Here is a 15,708-nt window from a genome sequence, read left to right on the forward strand (position 1 = left end):
ATCAGCAAGGCTCTCCGTGCGGTGTCCACGGCGCAGGACCGTAGGCGGGGAACCGACGGTCCTGCACCCGTCGTTCTGTCCCGGACACCGCAACTCCCACCGCCGGTCGCGATCCATGTGTCCCGGACAGCAGCGCCCCCGGACGGCCGAGCCCTGTGCGCGATGGCCAGGACGACCGCGGCGGGACCACGTCAGGTGTGTCCCGGAGGCTGCCCCGCGTCCGGCCTCGAACCGTCGGAGCCCTGCCGGTTGACGGTCTCGCCGCGGATGACATGAGGCACCCGGGCTTCCCCCTCGGGGCCCTGAGTCTCCTTCATGGCCTTGGCCTCGGCCTTGAGGATACGGGCGGACTTGCCCGCCGAACGGGCGAGCTCGGGAAGCTTCTTGGCGCCCAGGACGAGTATGACCACGATCAGAATGATCGCCAGTTCGCTGATTCCGAACATCAGTCGTCGTCGCCCTCGTCGTCGCCTTCGAAGAAGTCTCCCACCTCGTCGATGACTTCCGCGGCGACCATGCCGCCGACGACGCCGACCGCGAGGCCGGCCGCGCCTGCCGCGATGGCGGTACCCATACCCGGGCCGGAGCGGCGACCGCCGTCGTGGTGGTGCTCCTCGGCATGGCCGTGGCCGTGGTTCCCGGCGTACGGATCGGCGTGTCCGTACGCGGAGGCCGCCGCGTACGACGACCGGTGCTCGACCAGCTGCCGCAGCCAGCCGTCGACGAGTGCCCGCCAGTCCTGGTGAGGGACTCCGTCGTGCGCGACCGCGAACCGGGTGAGCGCGTCGTGTCCGCCGGAGAAGAGCCCGCCGCGCTTGTCGGCCTCCAGGACCACGTCCATGCCGCCCGGAGTGGCGAGGAAGGTCACCTCGATCTCGCTGACCGCGTGCGCGTACTGCGGTGACGGCGTCAGCTCGATCTCCTGGTAGAAGGGGAGCTGTTGGTTGGTGCCACCGATGCGGCCGTACTCCAGATCCGCGGACTTGAAGCCGAAGCCGAGCTGCCCGAACGCTTCGAGGATCGCCTCCTGCACCGGCAGCGGGCCCACCGCGAGCTGGTCGAGGTCGCCCTTGTCCTTGGCCCCGGCCACCGACAGTTCGGTGCGTACGCCGAGGACGATGCCCAGGCCCTGTCCGTACAGCTCGGTGATCGGCGTCTCCCACGGCAGCGCGGCCGTGAACGGTACGCTGCGCTCCTCGTCCGCGGCCAGCCGGAAGCCGCCGCCGACGGTGAAGCGGTCGAAGACGACGACGCCCTCCCGTTCCCCCTCCTCGGATTCGGCCTCCACCCGTGCGACGAGTTCCAGCGTGATGTGCTCGATGTCGAAGTCGGAGCTGCCGCCCTTGAGCTGGACATGGCCCGACAGGAGGCCGCCGGGGACGGCCGCCCCGGCGGTGAGGACCGTATCGACGGTGGGGCCGCCCACACCGAGTGAGCCGAGCAGTCGTTTGAACACCATCGAGGCGTTCACTCCCTTACATGCGTACGAGGGTTGCGGGGTGCCCGGAAACATCGGGACGGACAGCCACGCTCTACAGGCGTGTAGAAGCATAGGGCCGGCGACGAGGCTTCGAGAGCACCACGGGCTCGGAGGGCGGGAAAGTCCGAAAAAGATCGCTCAGGCGGTCCGGTTAGCCGCTTGACGAGCGCGTTTTGCCGTGCCTTTACCGTGACCTTACCAAGTCATCGCTCGGTGCGGCGACTCAGGAACCCGCGGTATTCCGCCCGAGGAGGAGCCACTGTGATCGGTCTCCGACGGGTCCGTGCTCCGGACCCGTCGGCAGCGGCCTGCGCTTCCCTGCGGGACGGCTCCGGAAGGGGAGACGTTCGGAGATCACGTGCGGGACAAACCCCCGGCGAGCACCCGGGTGACCGTTGGTCAGGAACCGGCGAGGCCCACCGCGCGCACCGCGACGGCGACAGCGAGGAGATGGCGTGCCCTGTCCGACCGTCGTCGGTGCTGCCCGGCCGGGCACCGTCAGCCCGGCGTCACCGCATCGTGGCCGGTCTGCTGATGATGTCCACCGGCCTCGTCGTCGCCGCCGTCACCGGTCTCGTCATCGCCCTGCTCGGCTTCTGCTTCACCGGCCTGGCGTTCTTCGTCGTCCAGCCCCTGCTGTTCAACTTCCCGGCCACCCGGCTCGCGGGCAGGACCCTCGCGGGCGGCCTGGCGCTCCTGAACACCATCGACATCACGGGCGGGTTCGTCGGCCCTTACATCATGGGCTACGCCGAGGACGCCACCGGCAACCGCCTGTCCGGCCTGTGGGTTTCCGTCGTCCTGCTGGCTCTCGGCGCGCTCGCCGCTACGCGGCTGCGCTTCTCTCCCAAGAGCTGAGGCACGTGCGACCATGGACATGCGGATCTGAATATCGGGCACCCGCGGGGTCATTGGTCTGAAGGCTGGACATCTCTGGGAGCGTTGATCTGAAGGCGGGGCGGCCGTACGGCGCCGCACTCGGGAGGCCGACATCGCCCACCCGGACCCGGCCCCGTACGCCGCCGCCCCCTCGGCCGCCGATCGCCGGGGGAGCGCCGGCGGAGCCTCGGCCAGGTATCCCGGACGGGATCCGGTCCGACCGTGCTGCGGCGCACTGGGCGAAGGAGGCGATCACGATGGTGAACCCCGAAGAGGTCTCCATACCTGTCGACGGATCGGCGATCGTGGGTGACCTGGGGATTCCCGCGCAGGCCACGGGGGTGGTGCTCTTCGCCCACGGCAGCGGCAGCTCGCGCCACAGTCCGCGCAACAGAGCCGTGGCCGCGTCCCTGAGGCAGGCAGGACTGGGCACGCTGCTGATGGATCTGCTGACCGGGCGGGAGGAGCGGGTGGACGCGGTGACGGGACAGCACCGGTTCGACATCGGCCTGCTCGGCCGACGTCTGGTGTCCGCGGTCGACTGGCTCGGTGATCGGCCCGCCACGGCGGAGCTGCCTCTGGGGCTCTTCGGCGCGAGCACCGGGGCCGCGGCGGCGCTGGTGGCGGCAGCGGAGCGGCCCGGCCGGGTCCAGTCCGTCGTATCCCGTGGCGGCCGGCCCGACCTGGCCGGTGAGGTGCTGGGCCGGGTGCGGTCCCCGGTGCTGCTGATCGTGGGCGGAGACGACCGGGAGGTACTGCGGTTGAACCGGGAGGCGGCCGAGCGACTGCGGGTGCCGCACAGGATCTGCGTGGTCCCCGGCGCCACGCACCTGTTCGTGGAACCCGGCGCTCTGGAGGCCGTCGCCGACGCAGCGTGTCAGTGGTTCCTCCGTCCGGGACACGGGGAGGAGCGGCACCACAGTCCACCGTGACGGGTGCGTGCTCGGTGCGCGTCCACCCGAGGGCTGTCCCGTAATCCACTGTTCCGTGATGTCCTTTGGGTGAGCCCGCGAGGGACGACACCGGAGGTTCATCCGGGGGACGTGGGCCGGCTGTGCGCCCGGGCCCGCGCCACCAGAGCGGCGGGTTCGGGACGTGCCTGCAATGCCTTCAGGACCAGCAGCCACCACCGGTGCACACGGTCGGCGAGTTCCTCGTGCTCCGCCATCTCGTCGGTGAGGTTGTACAGCCCGAAGAACGCGCACACCAAGGTCGTGGCGGTGCCGGACGGTTCGACATCTCCGGCCAGTTCGCCCCTGGCGCGGGCCTCGGCCAGAAGACGCGTGACGGCAGTCGTCCAGGCGGCGAAGGGGGTGGGTATGTCGGCGTCGATGGTGCGGCGCTCGGCCCACAGGCGTGCGCCGGCCCGGGTCATGACGTCGTCGCGCAGCGCCGTGGCGATGTCGAAGCTGAGGGCGACCAGCTTCTCCAGCGGCGGGATCCCGGGGGCGGTGTAGCGGGCGGCGAGCAACGGCCAGGCGGCGAACTGTTCGCGCACGACGGCCAGCGCGAGCTTCTCCTTGCTGGAGTAGTGGAAGTAGACGGCTCCGCTGGTGCGTCCCGAAAGGTCGCTGATCTCATTGATGCTTGTCCGTGCGTACCCTTGTTCAACGAAAAGGCGTGCTGCTGCTTCCAGCAGGGACCTTCGGGTCGCACGTGCCCTTTCCTGCACGTATGTTCCACCTTCGTTCGACAGTGCCCATGCTTTTGACCCGGGAGAGTCGTGCGCCGGGCGCACTGGCGGGGCCGCGCGCCGTTAATGCGCGGAGATTATTATTATTCTTCGGCTGGGTGCCGGTGCGGCTGATTGAGGAAATTCGCGCTTCATCTGGCGCTTTCGAGCGCGGCTGTCGGCTGCCAGTGCATGTTGCGAACCGTCAAATCGCCTTGAGTTCAACCGAGTTGACGGGGTAGCAAATTCTCTTCGGCCCCTGTCGGCCGTCGCGTGCGCCTCGCGAGTACTCCGTGGCGGGCGCGCCGTCAAACACTCGAAATAGTGATTGCGCCCTTCTCTGTCACGAAATTAACGTAGTCACCACGATGTTTCTCGGGTCATCCGAAAAGACCGGACGATGTCCGTCGCTGTAGACCCCGGGGGCGATCCAACCGCCTTCATGCGTGGTCGACGGGGTTCGTTCGACACCGCATCTTCTGTAGCCGAGTGAGCCTCTCCGAGCCCCTCCGCAGTCCTGATTCTCACTGCGACCGCCGACGGCGCGGGGCGGCGCGCTCTTCGAGAACGGCAGGGAAATGACACCTCATCGCATCTTCTCCTGGTCCCCGGCTGCCATCGTCTTCGACTGCGACGGAACCCTGATGGATACCGAGCGGCACTGGCAGGACGCGCGCAGCCGGGTCTTCAGGGAGTTCGGGCTGAAGCCGCGTGCCGGATTCGCCGAGCGGGCCAAGGGCGTCCACTACACCGAGTGCGGCAGCCTCATGGCCAGGGAGACCGGAAAGCCGGACCTCGCCGACGACATGACGCAATCGCTCCTGAGACACTTCACGGCACTCGTCGCCGAGGACCCGGTGACCATGCCGGGGGCGGCGGCACTGGTCCGGCTCGCCGCCCGCCACCTCCCGCTCGCCGTCGCCAGCAACTGCCCGCTGGACGTGGTCGAGTACAGCCTCGCCCGGGCCGGTCTGCTCAGCTATTTCGCCCATGTCGTCGTCGCGGGTGGCGGGTTGCTGCCGAAACCTCATCCGGACGTCTACACCACCGCGGTCCGCCTGTGCGGCGTGCGGCCGGAGGACGCGTTGGCCGTGGAGGACTCGGTCACGGGCATCGAGTCGGCCCGGAGCGCGGGGATGCGCGTGCTCGGCGTGGGGCCCCGGCCGACCGGAACCGGGGCGGACCGGGCCGACCTGTGGGTTCACACGCTGGCTGATCCGGAACTCCAGGCGTGGGCCCAGGTCCGGGCGGAGGGGGACCAGTAGGGCCTCGCCATGTCTTTGGGCAGGTGGCCGTTCTGGTGGTTTCCGCTGGTGTGAGAGCGGATGAACTCACTGTGCGTCGCGGCCGGTTGGGGAATTTCGCTGGGGATGTGTCCGCACCGCCGGCGCGTGCTGTCCAGCCGGTGGAGGGCGGGCTGTACCCGCGGGGCCTGTTGCTGGACGGGGGTCGGAAGCCGATGTAGCCGATGGCCGGAGCGGCGCGGTGCAGACCAGCAGCAGTTGCAGCAGTTCATGGCCTCGTCGATCCGGCCGGCGGACACGGCCGGTGCCGGGCCGGCCCGTCGGGCCCGTACCAAGGTCTCCTGTCATGGCGGACTTGCGGGTGGGTCGGTGGGCGTGCGCCGTGCCGGACGGACAACAGAACTCGTTCTCCGCAGCATGACCGTTCTCGGGGACCTGACGCACGAGGCAGAGGACCGGTTGCTGCCGTGGGACATCTCCCCGGACCCCGCCATGGGAGTCGACCGTCCCGGTCTCACCCCCTGCGCCGGAGTGGTGCAAGGCCGTGATCGGCGAGCGGGCCGATGGTCAGCCCGGCGGTCCGCAAGTCGTTGATCAGCTCCGGCAGCGTCGCGAGCACGGGCCGCCACCTGCACGATGCCGACAGGTCGGCATCGTGCAGGAGGACCGTGCCGCCGCCGCCGAGCCCGCTGCGTACGGTCGTCAGCACCCCCTCGGCCGTCGACCCGTCGACCCATTCCCGGCCCCAGGCGGACCACAGCACCGGCCGGAGCCCGCAGGCCAGGGCGGCGGTCCAACGGCCGCCGGTCAGGATTCCGTACGGCGGCCGGTACCACAACGGCCGGACGCCCGAGACGCTTTGTACCGCCTCGGCGGCACCGGCGACCTCGCGCAGGTCCCGGCCGGGGGCGGGAAGCCACGGGCGGCTGTGTGTCCACCCGTGAACGGCGAGTTCATGACCGCGGCGGACGATGTCGCGGCCGAGTTCCGGGTGGCGCAGCAGGCTCTCCCCGAGCACGAAGAAGGTGGCGCGTGCGGACGACCGGTCCAGCGCGTGGAGGAAGAACGGAGTGGAGCGGGGGTCCGGGCCGTCATCGAAGGTCAGGGCGACATGGCGGGAGTCGCCGAGGCCGGCCAGGGCCGGAAAGCACGTCCGGCGCAGACCCGGCAGCCACGTCCCGGCGGGGACGACATGCGCGGCCAGCGTCAGCGCCGACACGGCCAGTGGGATACGGAGCGCGGTGGGGATCCTGGGGGGCCGGGGGTTCATCGGGCCTCTGTTCCTCCGTCGTCACCGGCCGTCGGCAGCCGGTCGGCACCGGCGCAGCACATTGCGTACACGTAGCCCACCGCCGGCCTGCCGCCCGCGGTCTCGGACTTCGCCTGCGCGACGGCTGCCCGACGCCGGAGCACGGACGCCGCGTCGTTGGCGAGAGCCTCCGACAGCGCCGGCATCACGGCGAGGACGTTCATGTCGCAGATCAGCCGAAGCGGGCGGCGAGCCGGTGGTAGAGCCCGGGGGCCACCGAGCGCACACAACCCGGCAGGCGGAGCCAGCCGGGGACGTACACCTCGTCACGGCCCGCCGTGAAGGCGTCCCAGACCGCGTCGGCGAGCCGTTCCGGCGCCATCGGACGGGGCCACGAACGGGCGTAGGGCATCCCTCGTCGTTCGAAGAACGGCGTGTCCACCACACCGGGGACCATATGGGTGATGTGCACTCCGGTTCCCTTCAATTCGTAGCGCAGGGCATCGGCGAAAGTGGCGAGTGCCGCCTTCGCCGCCGAGTAGACCGCCTCACTGCGGACACCGGTGGAGCCCGCCACCGATCCGATCAGCATGATGTGCCCGCGCCCCGCCGCGAGCATGTGCGGCAGCAGCAGCCGTACCAGATGGACGACGGACACCAGATCCACGGTGAGGACCCGGTCGGCGGCGGCCGCCGGCATGGCGGGGAAGGGACCGGCCCAGCCGACCCCTGCCGCCGCGACGAGCAGGTCCACCCGGCCGGCGGTGTCGAGAGCCTCCCTGACCAGCTGCTCCGTACTGTCGAGCGACATCAGGTCCGCGTACAGCGCCGTTGAGCACGTCGTCGCCGCGACGCCGTCGAGCCGCTTCCGGTCCCGGCCGCTCACCAGGAGCCGCCAGTCCCCTTCGGCCGCGATCCGCCGCGACACCGCGGCCCCGATACCCGAGGACGCCCCCGTCACCAGGGCCACCCCGGCCCGGACATCCTGACCGTCCGGCGCGTCGCCCCCCGGCACGCTGCGGCGTGCGACGCGCGGAACACGTGACATGGCCTCTCCCTGTCTCAGTACTGTGCGGCACGGTGGCCCACCCCTCAGAGCCTGTCGGGTGACGTCTGATCGGGCGGCCACGCCCTGGCACGCGCGCTTCCCGCGTTGCCGGAATGCCCAAGTAGCTCCGCTACGAGGGCATCCCGGCGCCTTGGAATCGCACGCACCGGACCGCGTCCGCTACCCGATCGAAGGTCACCCGACAGGCTCTCAGAGGTCGAAGACGCGGGGCTCGGGGCGCCGGGTCGGGTTAGGGGTAGCCCGGGGGTGCTCCCGTAAAACCGCTGAAGCCCATACCTCACTGCACCGAACGCACCGACAGGATGAAAGAACCGCGTTCCGCGCCCGTTCCGACGGATACTCCGAGAGCTGCCGACCCCGGAGGTGATCTCGTGCCCCTTGCTCGTCCGACTGGGCCACCGGACCCGTGCACAGCCCCCCGTCGCACGGAGGGACCCCGGTGTCACGGGGGCAGGTCCCTCCGCAGCGGCCCGGCTCCGAGCGGCGCACAGGGACGCCCCGGAGCGTACGGCCGATGAACGCGGCGCCGGCACGCTTCCTGATCCTGAGCGCCGGCATGGGCTCCGGTCACCATGTGGCGGCCGCCGAACTGGCCCGCAGACTGGAGAGCGGCGGCGGGCGGACGACGACGGTCGATGTCCTCGGTCTGCTGCCCCCGGGCGTCGGGGGCGGATTGTCCTCCTTCTACCGGACGGTCATCTGCCGCACGCCCGTCGTCTATTCCGCGCTGTACGCGGCCTTCTTCCGGGCCGGTGGCGGCCCCCGGCCCGGAAGTTCCCCGTTGGCGGCCCTTGCGCGGCAACGGCTGCTCGGTCTCGTCGCACAGGAGCGGCCGGACGTGATCGTTTCCGTTTTCCACCTCGCCGCCCAGCTCACCGGCAGACTCCGCGCACACGGCGCGCTCTCGGTGCCGAGCGCCGTCGTCATCACCGATTTCGCCGTTCACCGCCAATGGCTGCACCCGGGCAACGATCTGCATCTGTGTCTCACGGCCGATCTCGCGCAGCAGGTACGGCGGGCGGTCCGGCGTCCGGCGGTCGTGTCGGGAGCCATGGTGGCACCCCGGTTCCACGCCCCGGCGCCGACCGCGGCGGACTGGCGGCGACGCCTCGACTCGCCGGGCCGCCCGCCCGTGCTGATCTCGACGGGGGCCTGGGGGGCCGGATCCCGCGTGGCCGGGACCGCGCGCCTGGTGGCCTCGGCGGGATACGGGCCGGTCGTGCTCTGTGGGGCGAACACCCGCCTGCGGCGGGACCTGTCGGGCATCGCGCATGTGCGCGCGACGGGCTGGGTCGACGACATGCCGGGCCTCATGGGTGCCTCCCGCGCGCTCATCGACAACGCGGCCGGCCAGACGGCGCTGGAGGCCATGGCCGTCGGATTGCCGGTGGTCAGCTATCGGGCCATTCCGGGGCACGGACAGGAGGGCGTTCGGCGGATGGCGGAAGCCGGTCTCACCGACCGCGCAACGGATCCCTGGGCGCTGATCCGAGCCCTGGACCGCCTCACCGCCCCGGGCGCCGCGCGCGAACGACGTGTCGGTACGGCCCGCGGACTGTTCTCCGGAGCGGGAGTGCTGCCCCTGGAGACCCTTGCGCGACCGGTCTGAACCGATCCCGGACCACCTGCCGCGAGCGCCCCGCCCGCGCCCTCCACGTCAGCGCGGCCTGCACCGGCCCGGACCCGCCCGCACCCGTGGCCGGGGCCAGGAGGGGGGAATGCCGGGCCCGGCCCGGACTGATGCCGGCCGGTCACCGGCCCTCGGGGCGAGCCCGGCCGACCCCGACGACGACGTCCCGCACGCCGTCTACCGGTCAGCCACCGGCAAGGGCCGCCGCGTCGCGCACCAGGGGGTCCGGATCGTCCCGGCGCAGGCGTGCCAGTTCGGCGGCGTAGCGCCCGCGCCGCTCCGTGTCCAGCGGTGCGTGCGACAGCGCGACGAGCGCGTGGCGCCGGACGACGGGCAGAGCTGAGGTCAGTCCGGCGAGCGCGGTCTCGACCTCGTCCGGACCGAGCGCGCAGAAGCCCCGTCCCGGGGAGAGCTGCCGGAGGACGGCGTCGTGCCAACGCCGGTGTGTCGCCAGAGCGTTCTCCAGCGGCGTGTAGTCGAGGGGGCCGTGGGTGCCGTGGTCGCGGAAGGACGTGTACGGGTCGGCCAGGCCCTGTGCCGCCACCTCCTCCGGAAGGCTGTCGAGCCGCGTGGCCACCAGGTCCATCCGGCCGAGGCGGGCGAGCGCCGCCGCGGCCCAGGCGCGGTCCGGCTCGCTCGGGCGCTTGCTCGTCATGGTTCGTTCCAGCGCGTCGAACACCTCGGCCGAGCCGACACCGATGTCGGCCAGGAGTTTCGCCCAGCGCCACTTCTCGCGCGAACGGTCCAGACGCTCCAGCACGGCGGGGACGGCGACCGCACCGAGTGTGCGGAGCCACTCCACGGCCCGCTCGGAGGACAGCACCGGGGCGGGCGACTCGACCGCGGCGACGAGCTCTGCCACCTGCCGTTCCGGCGGCAGCGCGGCCAGCCGGTCCACCTCGCGCCGCTCGGCGTCCAACTCGGGGAAGTGGCGTCGAATCTGAGCTGGAGTCAGGCTCAGCGGAAGGAGCTCCCACGCCTCGTCCATCGCCACGACGACGAAATCCCGGTCCACGACTCCGTCGGCGACCAACTGCTTCCGCGCCGCCTTGCAGGCCCTGGCGGCCGTACGCAGATAGCGCGTGTGGACCGCGTCCCAGCGGCGTCCGCCGTCGGCCGTCGCAGCCGCCTCCAGCCGGCGGGCCCACTCGTCCTCGGTCTCGCCCGGGTCGAGCTGCCACGGCCAGTCGGCCGGGCTCCATCGCAACGCCTGGGCGTCGAGCGTGCCGGTGGCGGCAGCGGCGAGCCTCTCCTCGCTCGCCACGCCGACGAGCGTCCAGCCCATGGTGCCGCCGGACTCCGCGTAGAACTCATGGACGGCCGCTCCGTAGACGTGTTCGTCGGGATGCTCCGCGCGGATCCGGTGGACGAAGCCGACGATCTGCTCTCTGATTGCCGCTTCGAGACCGGTCCAGTCGAATCGCATCAGGGGACTTTACCAAGGGCGGCGAAGGCGACCGGGGCCCGTAACGCCGAACCCGATCACGCCGTGATGGACACCGCGTGGATAACAGTGATGTGCCTTACGGTAGTTGTCACGCAGCCATCGTGAAGGAGTGCATACATGCCGGTCTCTCTCGGTCTCGGTCTCCCGCAGATGAAGCAGTACGACATCGGCCGTGATGTGGCCTCCGTGGCGCGCGCGGCGGAGGAGACCGGATACGCGAGCCTGTGGGTGTTCGAGCGTGTCCTGTTTCCCGAGCCCGCCACCCAGGGGCTGTACGGCGTACCAGGGCTGCCCTGGCCCGACCAGTACCGCAGTGTCGCCGACCCGCTGGTCACGCTCGCACTGGCCGCCGCAGCCACCGGCCGGGCACGGCTCGGCACCAGCGTCCTGGTCGCGCCGTTGCATGTGCCGTTCCAGCTGGCCCGTTCACTCGCCTCGCTGGACGTCGCGAGCGGTGGGCGAGTGATCGCCGGATTCGGCACGGGATGGTCGCTCGACGAGTACGCCGCCGCCTCCGTCGCGCCTTTCGAGCGGCGTGGCGCGGTCCTGGACGAGCTGCTGGACGTGTGCGCGGCCGTCTGGGGTCCCGACCCCGTCTCGTACGAGGGCGAGCTGACCACCATCGCCCCGTCCGTGGTCGGCCCCAAACCGGTGCGCCCCATCCCGGTGCACCTGCCCGCGAACGGTGCGCGCACCATCCGTCGGCTGGTGGACCGGGCGGACGGCTGGATTCCGGTGGCCGCGGGCGCCGCTCAGCTGGCCGAGCAGTGGCAGCGGGTGCAGGACGTGGCCGCCGAGCGCGGCCGGGAGCGCCCGATCGACGTCTGCGCCCGTGCCAACGCCCGGTACAGCGCCAAGCCGTTCGAAGGTGCGGACCGGCCGCCCTTCCACGGGAGCGTGGCGCAGATCGTCGAGGACCTGGCGGCACACGCCGAATCGGGCGTACCGGAGTTCATGGTGGATCTTCAGGGAACGACGCGCGACGCCGCGGAGCTGATCGACGTGGCGACCGAGGTGTACGAGGCAGTGCGAGCCGCCGGCATCTGACGGTTGCGCGAGGGCGTACCCGCCCGGCTCTCCGGTGCGGATCGCCCGCCCGGAGCGGAATCACTGCCGAGCGCCGTGGTCTTTTCCCCGCCGGATCCAGTGGGCCCGGCGCTGGAAACGGGCGACCGGCGGGGTGACCGGGGGACTGGGCGCCGGAGTGCCGGCGGGGGCCGCGGCCTCGACAGCCGGGGCGGGAGTGGCCCTGGGTGCCGGAGTGCCGACGGGCGGGTGGAGGCCCTCCGCCGAGTACCGCGTCGTCGCGATGCTCTCCACGAGCTGCTCTTCCGTGAAGCTCTCCGAGCCGGGCACATGAGGTACGAAGCCGATGAGCACCCCGTCGCCGACGATTTCCGCGTCGAGCCCCGAGGCCCCGTCGACATCCCACAGCGCCTCGACCGCTGTGTCGAGGACGACCCGGATTCCGAACTCGTAGACGCCCGCCTCCACGAGATGGGCCATCACACCACGGTCACGAAGCGCTGCCACCAACCGACGGGCACGTTCCCCATCCATATCGCGTGGACCTCCTTCGCGTAGGGAAGACGCGTACGTACCCCAGTGGCCCATGCCTGCGCGTACCCCGGTCGACCGGGGCCGCCTTCGCGCAGGCGCTGAACGCGGCGGCTGTACGTGTGGCGTTCCCTTCGGAGCGCACCGGCAGGGAAGCGCCACCGCACAGCTGCCGCCCCTGTCAGCTCTCGATCTCCTCCGTCGCGCGTTCACCCTCGGCCTGGGACGGCTGGGTCCGCATCGTCGCGGGGTGCCGCTCCTCGGCCGGATTCATGTCCTCGTCCAGCCTCTCGCCCTCTGCTTGCGACGGCGTCGGGTATTCGTCGTTCTCGCTCATGGCCGCCTCCGTGGTCGGAACGCGTGCCTACAGGACGAGCGTATCGCGTGGTCCGGGCGCGGGCCCGGGCTGCGCGTGCCCGGCGGGCCGGGTCGCCTCGCGCGAGAAGCGGCCGGGGGAAACCGGAGGCCGCTCGCGCCGGTGACAACGGGGACGTGCGCGGCGGGCGATGCCGCGGCCGGGCGGCCCCCGGAGCGGGTGGTCGCCGTCGACCGCGGGCGTAGTCTGGCCGTAACGCCTGTGCACCGCGAGTGAGCGACGGAGGCGGCGCATGACCGACCCCTACGGCTTCCTCAGAACCCCTCGTCGGCCCGTCCCGGCGCGCCCGGTCCAGGAGCGGCTGACCGACTGGAGCGAGGTCTGCGCGGGGCAGGCCCGGCTTCCGCTCGTCTCCGAGCAGGCGGGGCGCTGCATGGACTGCGGCCTGCCGTTCTGTCACAGCGGCTGCCCGCTCGGAAACCTCATTCCCGAGTGGAACGCGTACGCGAGGAAGGGCGACTGGGGGGCAGCAGCCGAGCGACTGCACGCGACGAACAACTTCCCGGAGTTCACCGGGCGGCTGTGCCCCGCGCCGTGTGAGGACGCCTGCGTGCTGACCATCAATGCCGATCCGGTGACGATCAAGAATGTCGAACAGGCGATCGCGGACCAGAGCTGGGCGCGCGGCTACGCCCCGCCGCAGCCGCCCGAGCGGCTCAGCGGGAAGACCGTCGCCGTCGTCGGTTCCGGCCCTGCGGGACTGGCGGCGGCGCAACAGCTCACCCGCGCCGGGCACACCGTCGCCGTCTACGAGCGCGCCGACCGCATCGGCGGCCTGCTGCGCTACGGCATCCCCGCGTTCAAGATGGAGAAGCGCCACCTCGACCGCCGTATCGACCAGATGCGGGCGGAGGGCACCAAGTTCCGTACGGGCGTGGACGTCGGCGGTGACCTCGACGCCGCCGAGCTCACGGAACGATACGACGCGGTCGTCATCGCCGTCGGAGCCACAGGACGACGGGAGCTGTCCGTTCCGGGCCGCGAGCTGTACGGCATCCACCAGGCGATGGACTACCTGACCCTGGCCAACCGGGTCGCGGAGGGCGACCGCGACGTGCCGGCCGTCAGCGCCGAGGGCAGACACGTGGTGATCATCGGAGGCGGGGACACCGGTTCGGACTGTCTGGGCACCGTCCTGAGGCAGGGAGCCGCCTCCGTCGTGCAGGTCGACATCAATCCGGAACCCGGTGCAGCCCGGCGGGAGACCGAGCCGTGGCCCGTGTACCCGAAGGTCTATCGCGTGTCCCACGCCCATGAGGAGGCCCGGGGACGGGACGGCGGGGACCCGAGAATGTTCTCCTCCGCCACCCTCAGCTTCGAAGGCGACCGGTCCGGCCGTGTCCGTGCGCTGTGCCTGGCGGAGGCGGAGCCCGGGAGCCGAAGGCCGCGGCTGGAAACGGAGCATGTGATCCCGGCAGATCTGGTCCTGCTCGCCCTCGGCTTCTTCGGTCCCGAACGGGACACCGCCCTCGTGCGCCAGCTCGGGCTCATGCTGGACGGCCGGGGGAACTTCGCCCGCGATGCCACGTTCGCGGCTGAAACGGCTGAAACGGCTGAAACGGCTGAAGGGGCGAAGCAGGCCGGGCGGGTGAGGCGAGCGGCCCGCGCCGGGACGGGCAGGGTGTTCATCGCCGGTGACGCGGGGCGCGGCCAGTCCCTCGTGGTGTGGGCCATCGCGGAGGGACGGTCCGCCGCGGCCGCGGCAGACCGCTGTCTGAGCGGCTCCACTGTGCTCCCGGCGCCCGTCGGCCCCCATGACGGGCCCCTCGTCGCCTGAGAGCCTGTCGGGTGACCTCTGATCGGGCGGCCACGCCCTGGCACGCACGCTTCCCGCGTTGCCGAAATGCCCAAGTAGCTCCTTCCCCAAGCTCTCAGCTTCGTTCGAGCAGGGGAGACCCCGTCCCAAGCTCTCGGCTTCGTTCGAGCAGGGGAGACCCCATCCCAGGACATCCCGGCGCCTTGGAATCGCACGCACCAGACCGCGTCCGCTACCCGATCGAAGGTCACCCGACAGGCTCTGAGCCCCTCCGGCGTACATCTCAGCGGTCGTCGTCGCCCCGTGGAAGGTGCGACGGAGGGATCCAGCCGTGGGATTCCCGCCGGATCACGTTCCGGCAGTGCGCGCGCAGCCGTCGGGGCCACCGGTCCTGCCACCCCTGCCAGACGAAGACGTGCGAAGACACCAGGACGATCACGGCGAGGGCAGCGGTGGCCAGTGTCGCCGCGATCACGCCGACGACGTTCTCCGGACTCCATTCGGTCCCGGTGCCGGCCTCGCCGAAGACGCTCCGCACCAGCACCAGGAAGGCGTTGAGCGTGACCCACCCCGCCGCGATCAGTCCCGCGGCCGGCGGTGCGCGCCGGGCACGGTCGTCGTGTCGCGTGCGGTGTGGTGGAAGATAGTCGGACAGTCGTTCCGCATGGGCCGCACAGGCCGCCCGGAACGCGGGGTGGGTGGCGAGCGCCCGTACCGTCACCGCGTGTCCGGTGGACCACGAACCGAAGGTGAACTGCCACGCCTCCACGGTCAGCGGATGCTCCGGAGGCAGGGCGCTTTTCTCGTCCGCCTCGGCGGCCGGTACGAGCCGCGAGTCGTCCTCACTGAGCCGCACCAGCCCCGCCGCGGTCAGCGACCGCAGGGCCGTCTCGGCCGCCGCATACTCTCTGCCCCAGGCCACCGACCGCTCGTATCCGGGCCCGGTGAGCCATGCCGCGTGATACACGTCCAGCTCGCCCGACGCGATCAGCCGCTCTGTCGCCCGCAGGCCGTCGCGGTGACTCCACAGGGCGAGGACGCCGACGCCCAGGTTCAGCATCACCAGGAGTCCGCCCGTGCTCAGGGCGAGCCACACCACACCATCCATGGGGAAAGGAATAGACCACACGTGCACTCTTGACCAGAGCGCCTCAGTGACTCCCGTGCACTTCCGATCGGTTCCGCACCTCACCGTCCTCGTCCTCTCCCTCCCGATGGGGTCGGGGATGCGGCGTTGCGCCGACGCCTCCCGTCCTCCTCTTCGTCGACGGCGGCAGCTGCGCCTGGAGCAGCTCCGCAGGGGTGCGGCTCCGCGCCTACGGTGAGCGCGCGGGCCTGTACACCGAGGA

At 71.3% G+C, this 15,708-nt stretch carries 16 protein-coding genes; 6 read left to right on the forward strand and 10 right to left on the reverse strand.

Annotated features, from left to right (window positions below; all coding sequences use genetic code 11):
• Positions 1-191: 191 nt before the first annotated feature.
• Both ACF08M_RS15910 and ACF08M_RS15915 read right to left on the reverse strand, forming a co-directional pair.
• Complete coding sequence (locus ACF08M_RS15910; protein ID WP_392185842.1) at positions 192-446, reverse strand: twin-arginine translocase TatA/TatE family subunit; 255 nt, start codon at positions 444-446, stop codon at positions 192-194.
• Complete coding sequence (locus tag ACF08M_RS15915) at positions 446-1,459, reverse strand: sporulation protein (RefSeq protein WP_392185843.1); 1,014 nt, start codon at positions 1,457-1,459, stop codon at positions 446-448. The genes ACF08M_RS15910 and ACF08M_RS15915 overlap by 1 nt, the downstream gene beginning before the upstream one ends.
• A 471-nt stretch (positions 1,460-1,930) precedes the next feature.
• On the opposite strand from ACF08M_RS15915, the gene ACF08M_RS15920 reads away from it, so the two are divergent.
• Complete coding sequence (locus tag ACF08M_RS15920) at positions 1,931-2,338, forward strand: hypothetical protein (RefSeq protein WP_392185844.1); 408 nt, start codon at positions 1,931-1,933, stop codon at positions 2,336-2,338.
• 278 nt (positions 2,339-2,616) lie between these two features.
• Positions 2,617-3,291 carry a dienelactone hydrolase family protein gene (locus ACF08M_RS15925; RefSeq protein ID WP_392185845.1) on the forward strand — a complete coding sequence of 225 codons (675 nt, stop codon included), beginning with the start codon at positions 2,617-2,619 and terminating at the stop codon, positions 3,289-3,291.
• Positions 3,292-3,389: 98 nt separating this feature from the next.
• Here the strand turns inward: ACF08M_RS15925 and ACF08M_RS15930 are convergent, their stop codons facing one another.
• A complete protein-coding gene (locus ACF08M_RS15930; RefSeq protein WP_392185846.1) occupies positions 3,390-4,031 on the reverse strand; it encodes a ScbR family autoregulator-binding transcription factor in 642 nt (213 codons plus the stop codon).
• A 578-nt stretch (positions 4,032-4,609) separates the two neighbouring features.
• Between ACF08M_RS15930 and ACF08M_RS15935 the strand changes: the two genes are divergently transcribed.
• Positions 4,610-5,296, forward strand: coding sequence for an HAD family hydrolase (locus ACF08M_RS15935; protein WP_392185847.1), 687 nt, complete (start codon positions 4,610-4,612; stop codon positions 5,294-5,296).
• A 493-nt stretch (positions 5,297-5,789) separates the two neighbouring features.
• Here ACF08M_RS15935 and ACF08M_RS15940 read toward each other — a convergent pair whose 3' ends face one another.
• Genes ACF08M_RS15940 through ACF08M_RS15950 form a run of 3 tightly spaced genes read right to left on the reverse strand, consistent with a single transcriptional unit; the run spans position 5,790 to position 7,572 of the window.
• On the reverse strand, positions 5,790-6,545 hold the full coding sequence (locus ACF08M_RS15940; protein ID WP_392185848.1) for a polysaccharide deacetylase family protein: 756 nt from the start codon (positions 6,543-6,545) through the stop codon (positions 5,790-5,792).
• Positions 6,542-6,748, reverse strand: a complete 207-nt coding sequence (locus ACF08M_RS15945) for a hypothetical protein (RefSeq protein WP_392185849.1) — start codon at positions 6,746-6,748, stop codon at positions 6,542-6,544. Before ACF08M_RS15945 ends, ACF08M_RS15940 begins: the two co-directional genes overlap by 4 nt.
• A gap of 8 nt (positions 6,749-6,756) precedes the next feature.
• Positions 6,757-7,572, reverse strand: coding sequence for an SDR family NAD(P)-dependent oxidoreductase (locus ACF08M_RS15950; RefSeq protein WP_392185850.1), 816 nt, complete (start codon positions 7,570-7,572; stop codon positions 6,757-6,759).
• Positions 7,573-8,107: 535 nt separating this feature from the next.
• On the opposite strand from ACF08M_RS15950, the gene ACF08M_RS15955 reads away from it, so the two are divergent.
• Positions 8,108-9,202, forward strand: a complete 1,095-nt coding sequence (locus ACF08M_RS15955) for a glycosyltransferase (protein WP_392185851.1) — start codon at positions 8,108-8,110, stop codon at positions 9,200-9,202.
• Positions 9,203-9,407: 205 nt separating this feature from the next.
• On the opposite strand, the gene ACF08M_RS15960 is transcribed toward ACF08M_RS15955, so the two are convergent.
• Positions 9,408-10,649, reverse strand: coding sequence for a DUF4303 domain-containing protein (locus ACF08M_RS15960; protein ID WP_392185852.1), 1,242 nt, complete (start codon positions 10,647-10,649; stop codon positions 9,408-9,410).
• Positions 10,650-10,787: 138 nt separating this feature from the next.
• On the opposite strand from ACF08M_RS15960, the gene ACF08M_RS15965 reads away from it, so the two are divergent.
• Positions 10,788-11,717, forward strand: a complete 930-nt coding sequence (locus ACF08M_RS15965) for a TIGR03619 family F420-dependent LLM class oxidoreductase (protein ID WP_392185853.1) — start codon at positions 10,788-10,790, stop codon at positions 11,715-11,717.
• Between the two features lie 60 nt (positions 11,718-11,777).
• Here the strand turns inward: ACF08M_RS15965 and ACF08M_RS15970 are convergent, their stop codons facing one another.
• Together ACF08M_RS15970 and ACF08M_RS15975 are read right to left on the reverse strand one after the other, a co-directional pair.
• Positions 11,778-12,176: a hypothetical protein gene (locus tag ACF08M_RS15970; protein ID WP_392185854.1), complete on the reverse strand. Its 399-nt coding sequence runs from the start codon at positions 12,174-12,176 to the stop codon at positions 11,778-11,780.
• Positions 12,177-12,408: 232 nt separating this feature from the next.
• Entirely contained in the window at positions 12,409-12,564 is a 156-nt protein-coding gene (locus tag ACF08M_RS15975; protein ID WP_392185855.1) for a hypothetical protein, read from the reverse strand.
• A gap of 271 nt (positions 12,565-12,835) precedes the next feature.
• Between ACF08M_RS15975 and ACF08M_RS15980 the strand changes: the two genes are divergently transcribed.
• The gene (locus ACF08M_RS15980) at positions 12,836-14,380 is read left to right on the forward strand and encodes a glutamate synthase subunit beta (protein WP_392185856.1); all 1,545 of its coding nucleotides are present in this window, start codon (positions 12,836-12,838) and stop codon (positions 14,378-14,380) included.
• Between the two features lie 262 nt (positions 14,381-14,642).
• Here ACF08M_RS15980 and ACF08M_RS15985 read toward each other — a convergent pair whose 3' ends face one another.
• Positions 14,643-15,467 (reverse strand): hypothetical protein, encoded by an 825-nt coding sequence (locus tag ACF08M_RS15985; RefSeq protein WP_392185857.1) that lies wholly within the window; start codon positions 15,465-15,467, stop codon positions 14,643-14,645.
• Positions 15,468-15,708 lie beyond the last annotated feature (241 nt).

Source organism: Streptomyces sp. NPDC015032, from assembly GCF_043080425.1.
Classification (GTDB): Bacteria; Actinomycetota; Actinomycetes; order Streptomycetales; family Streptomycetaceae; genus Streptomyces.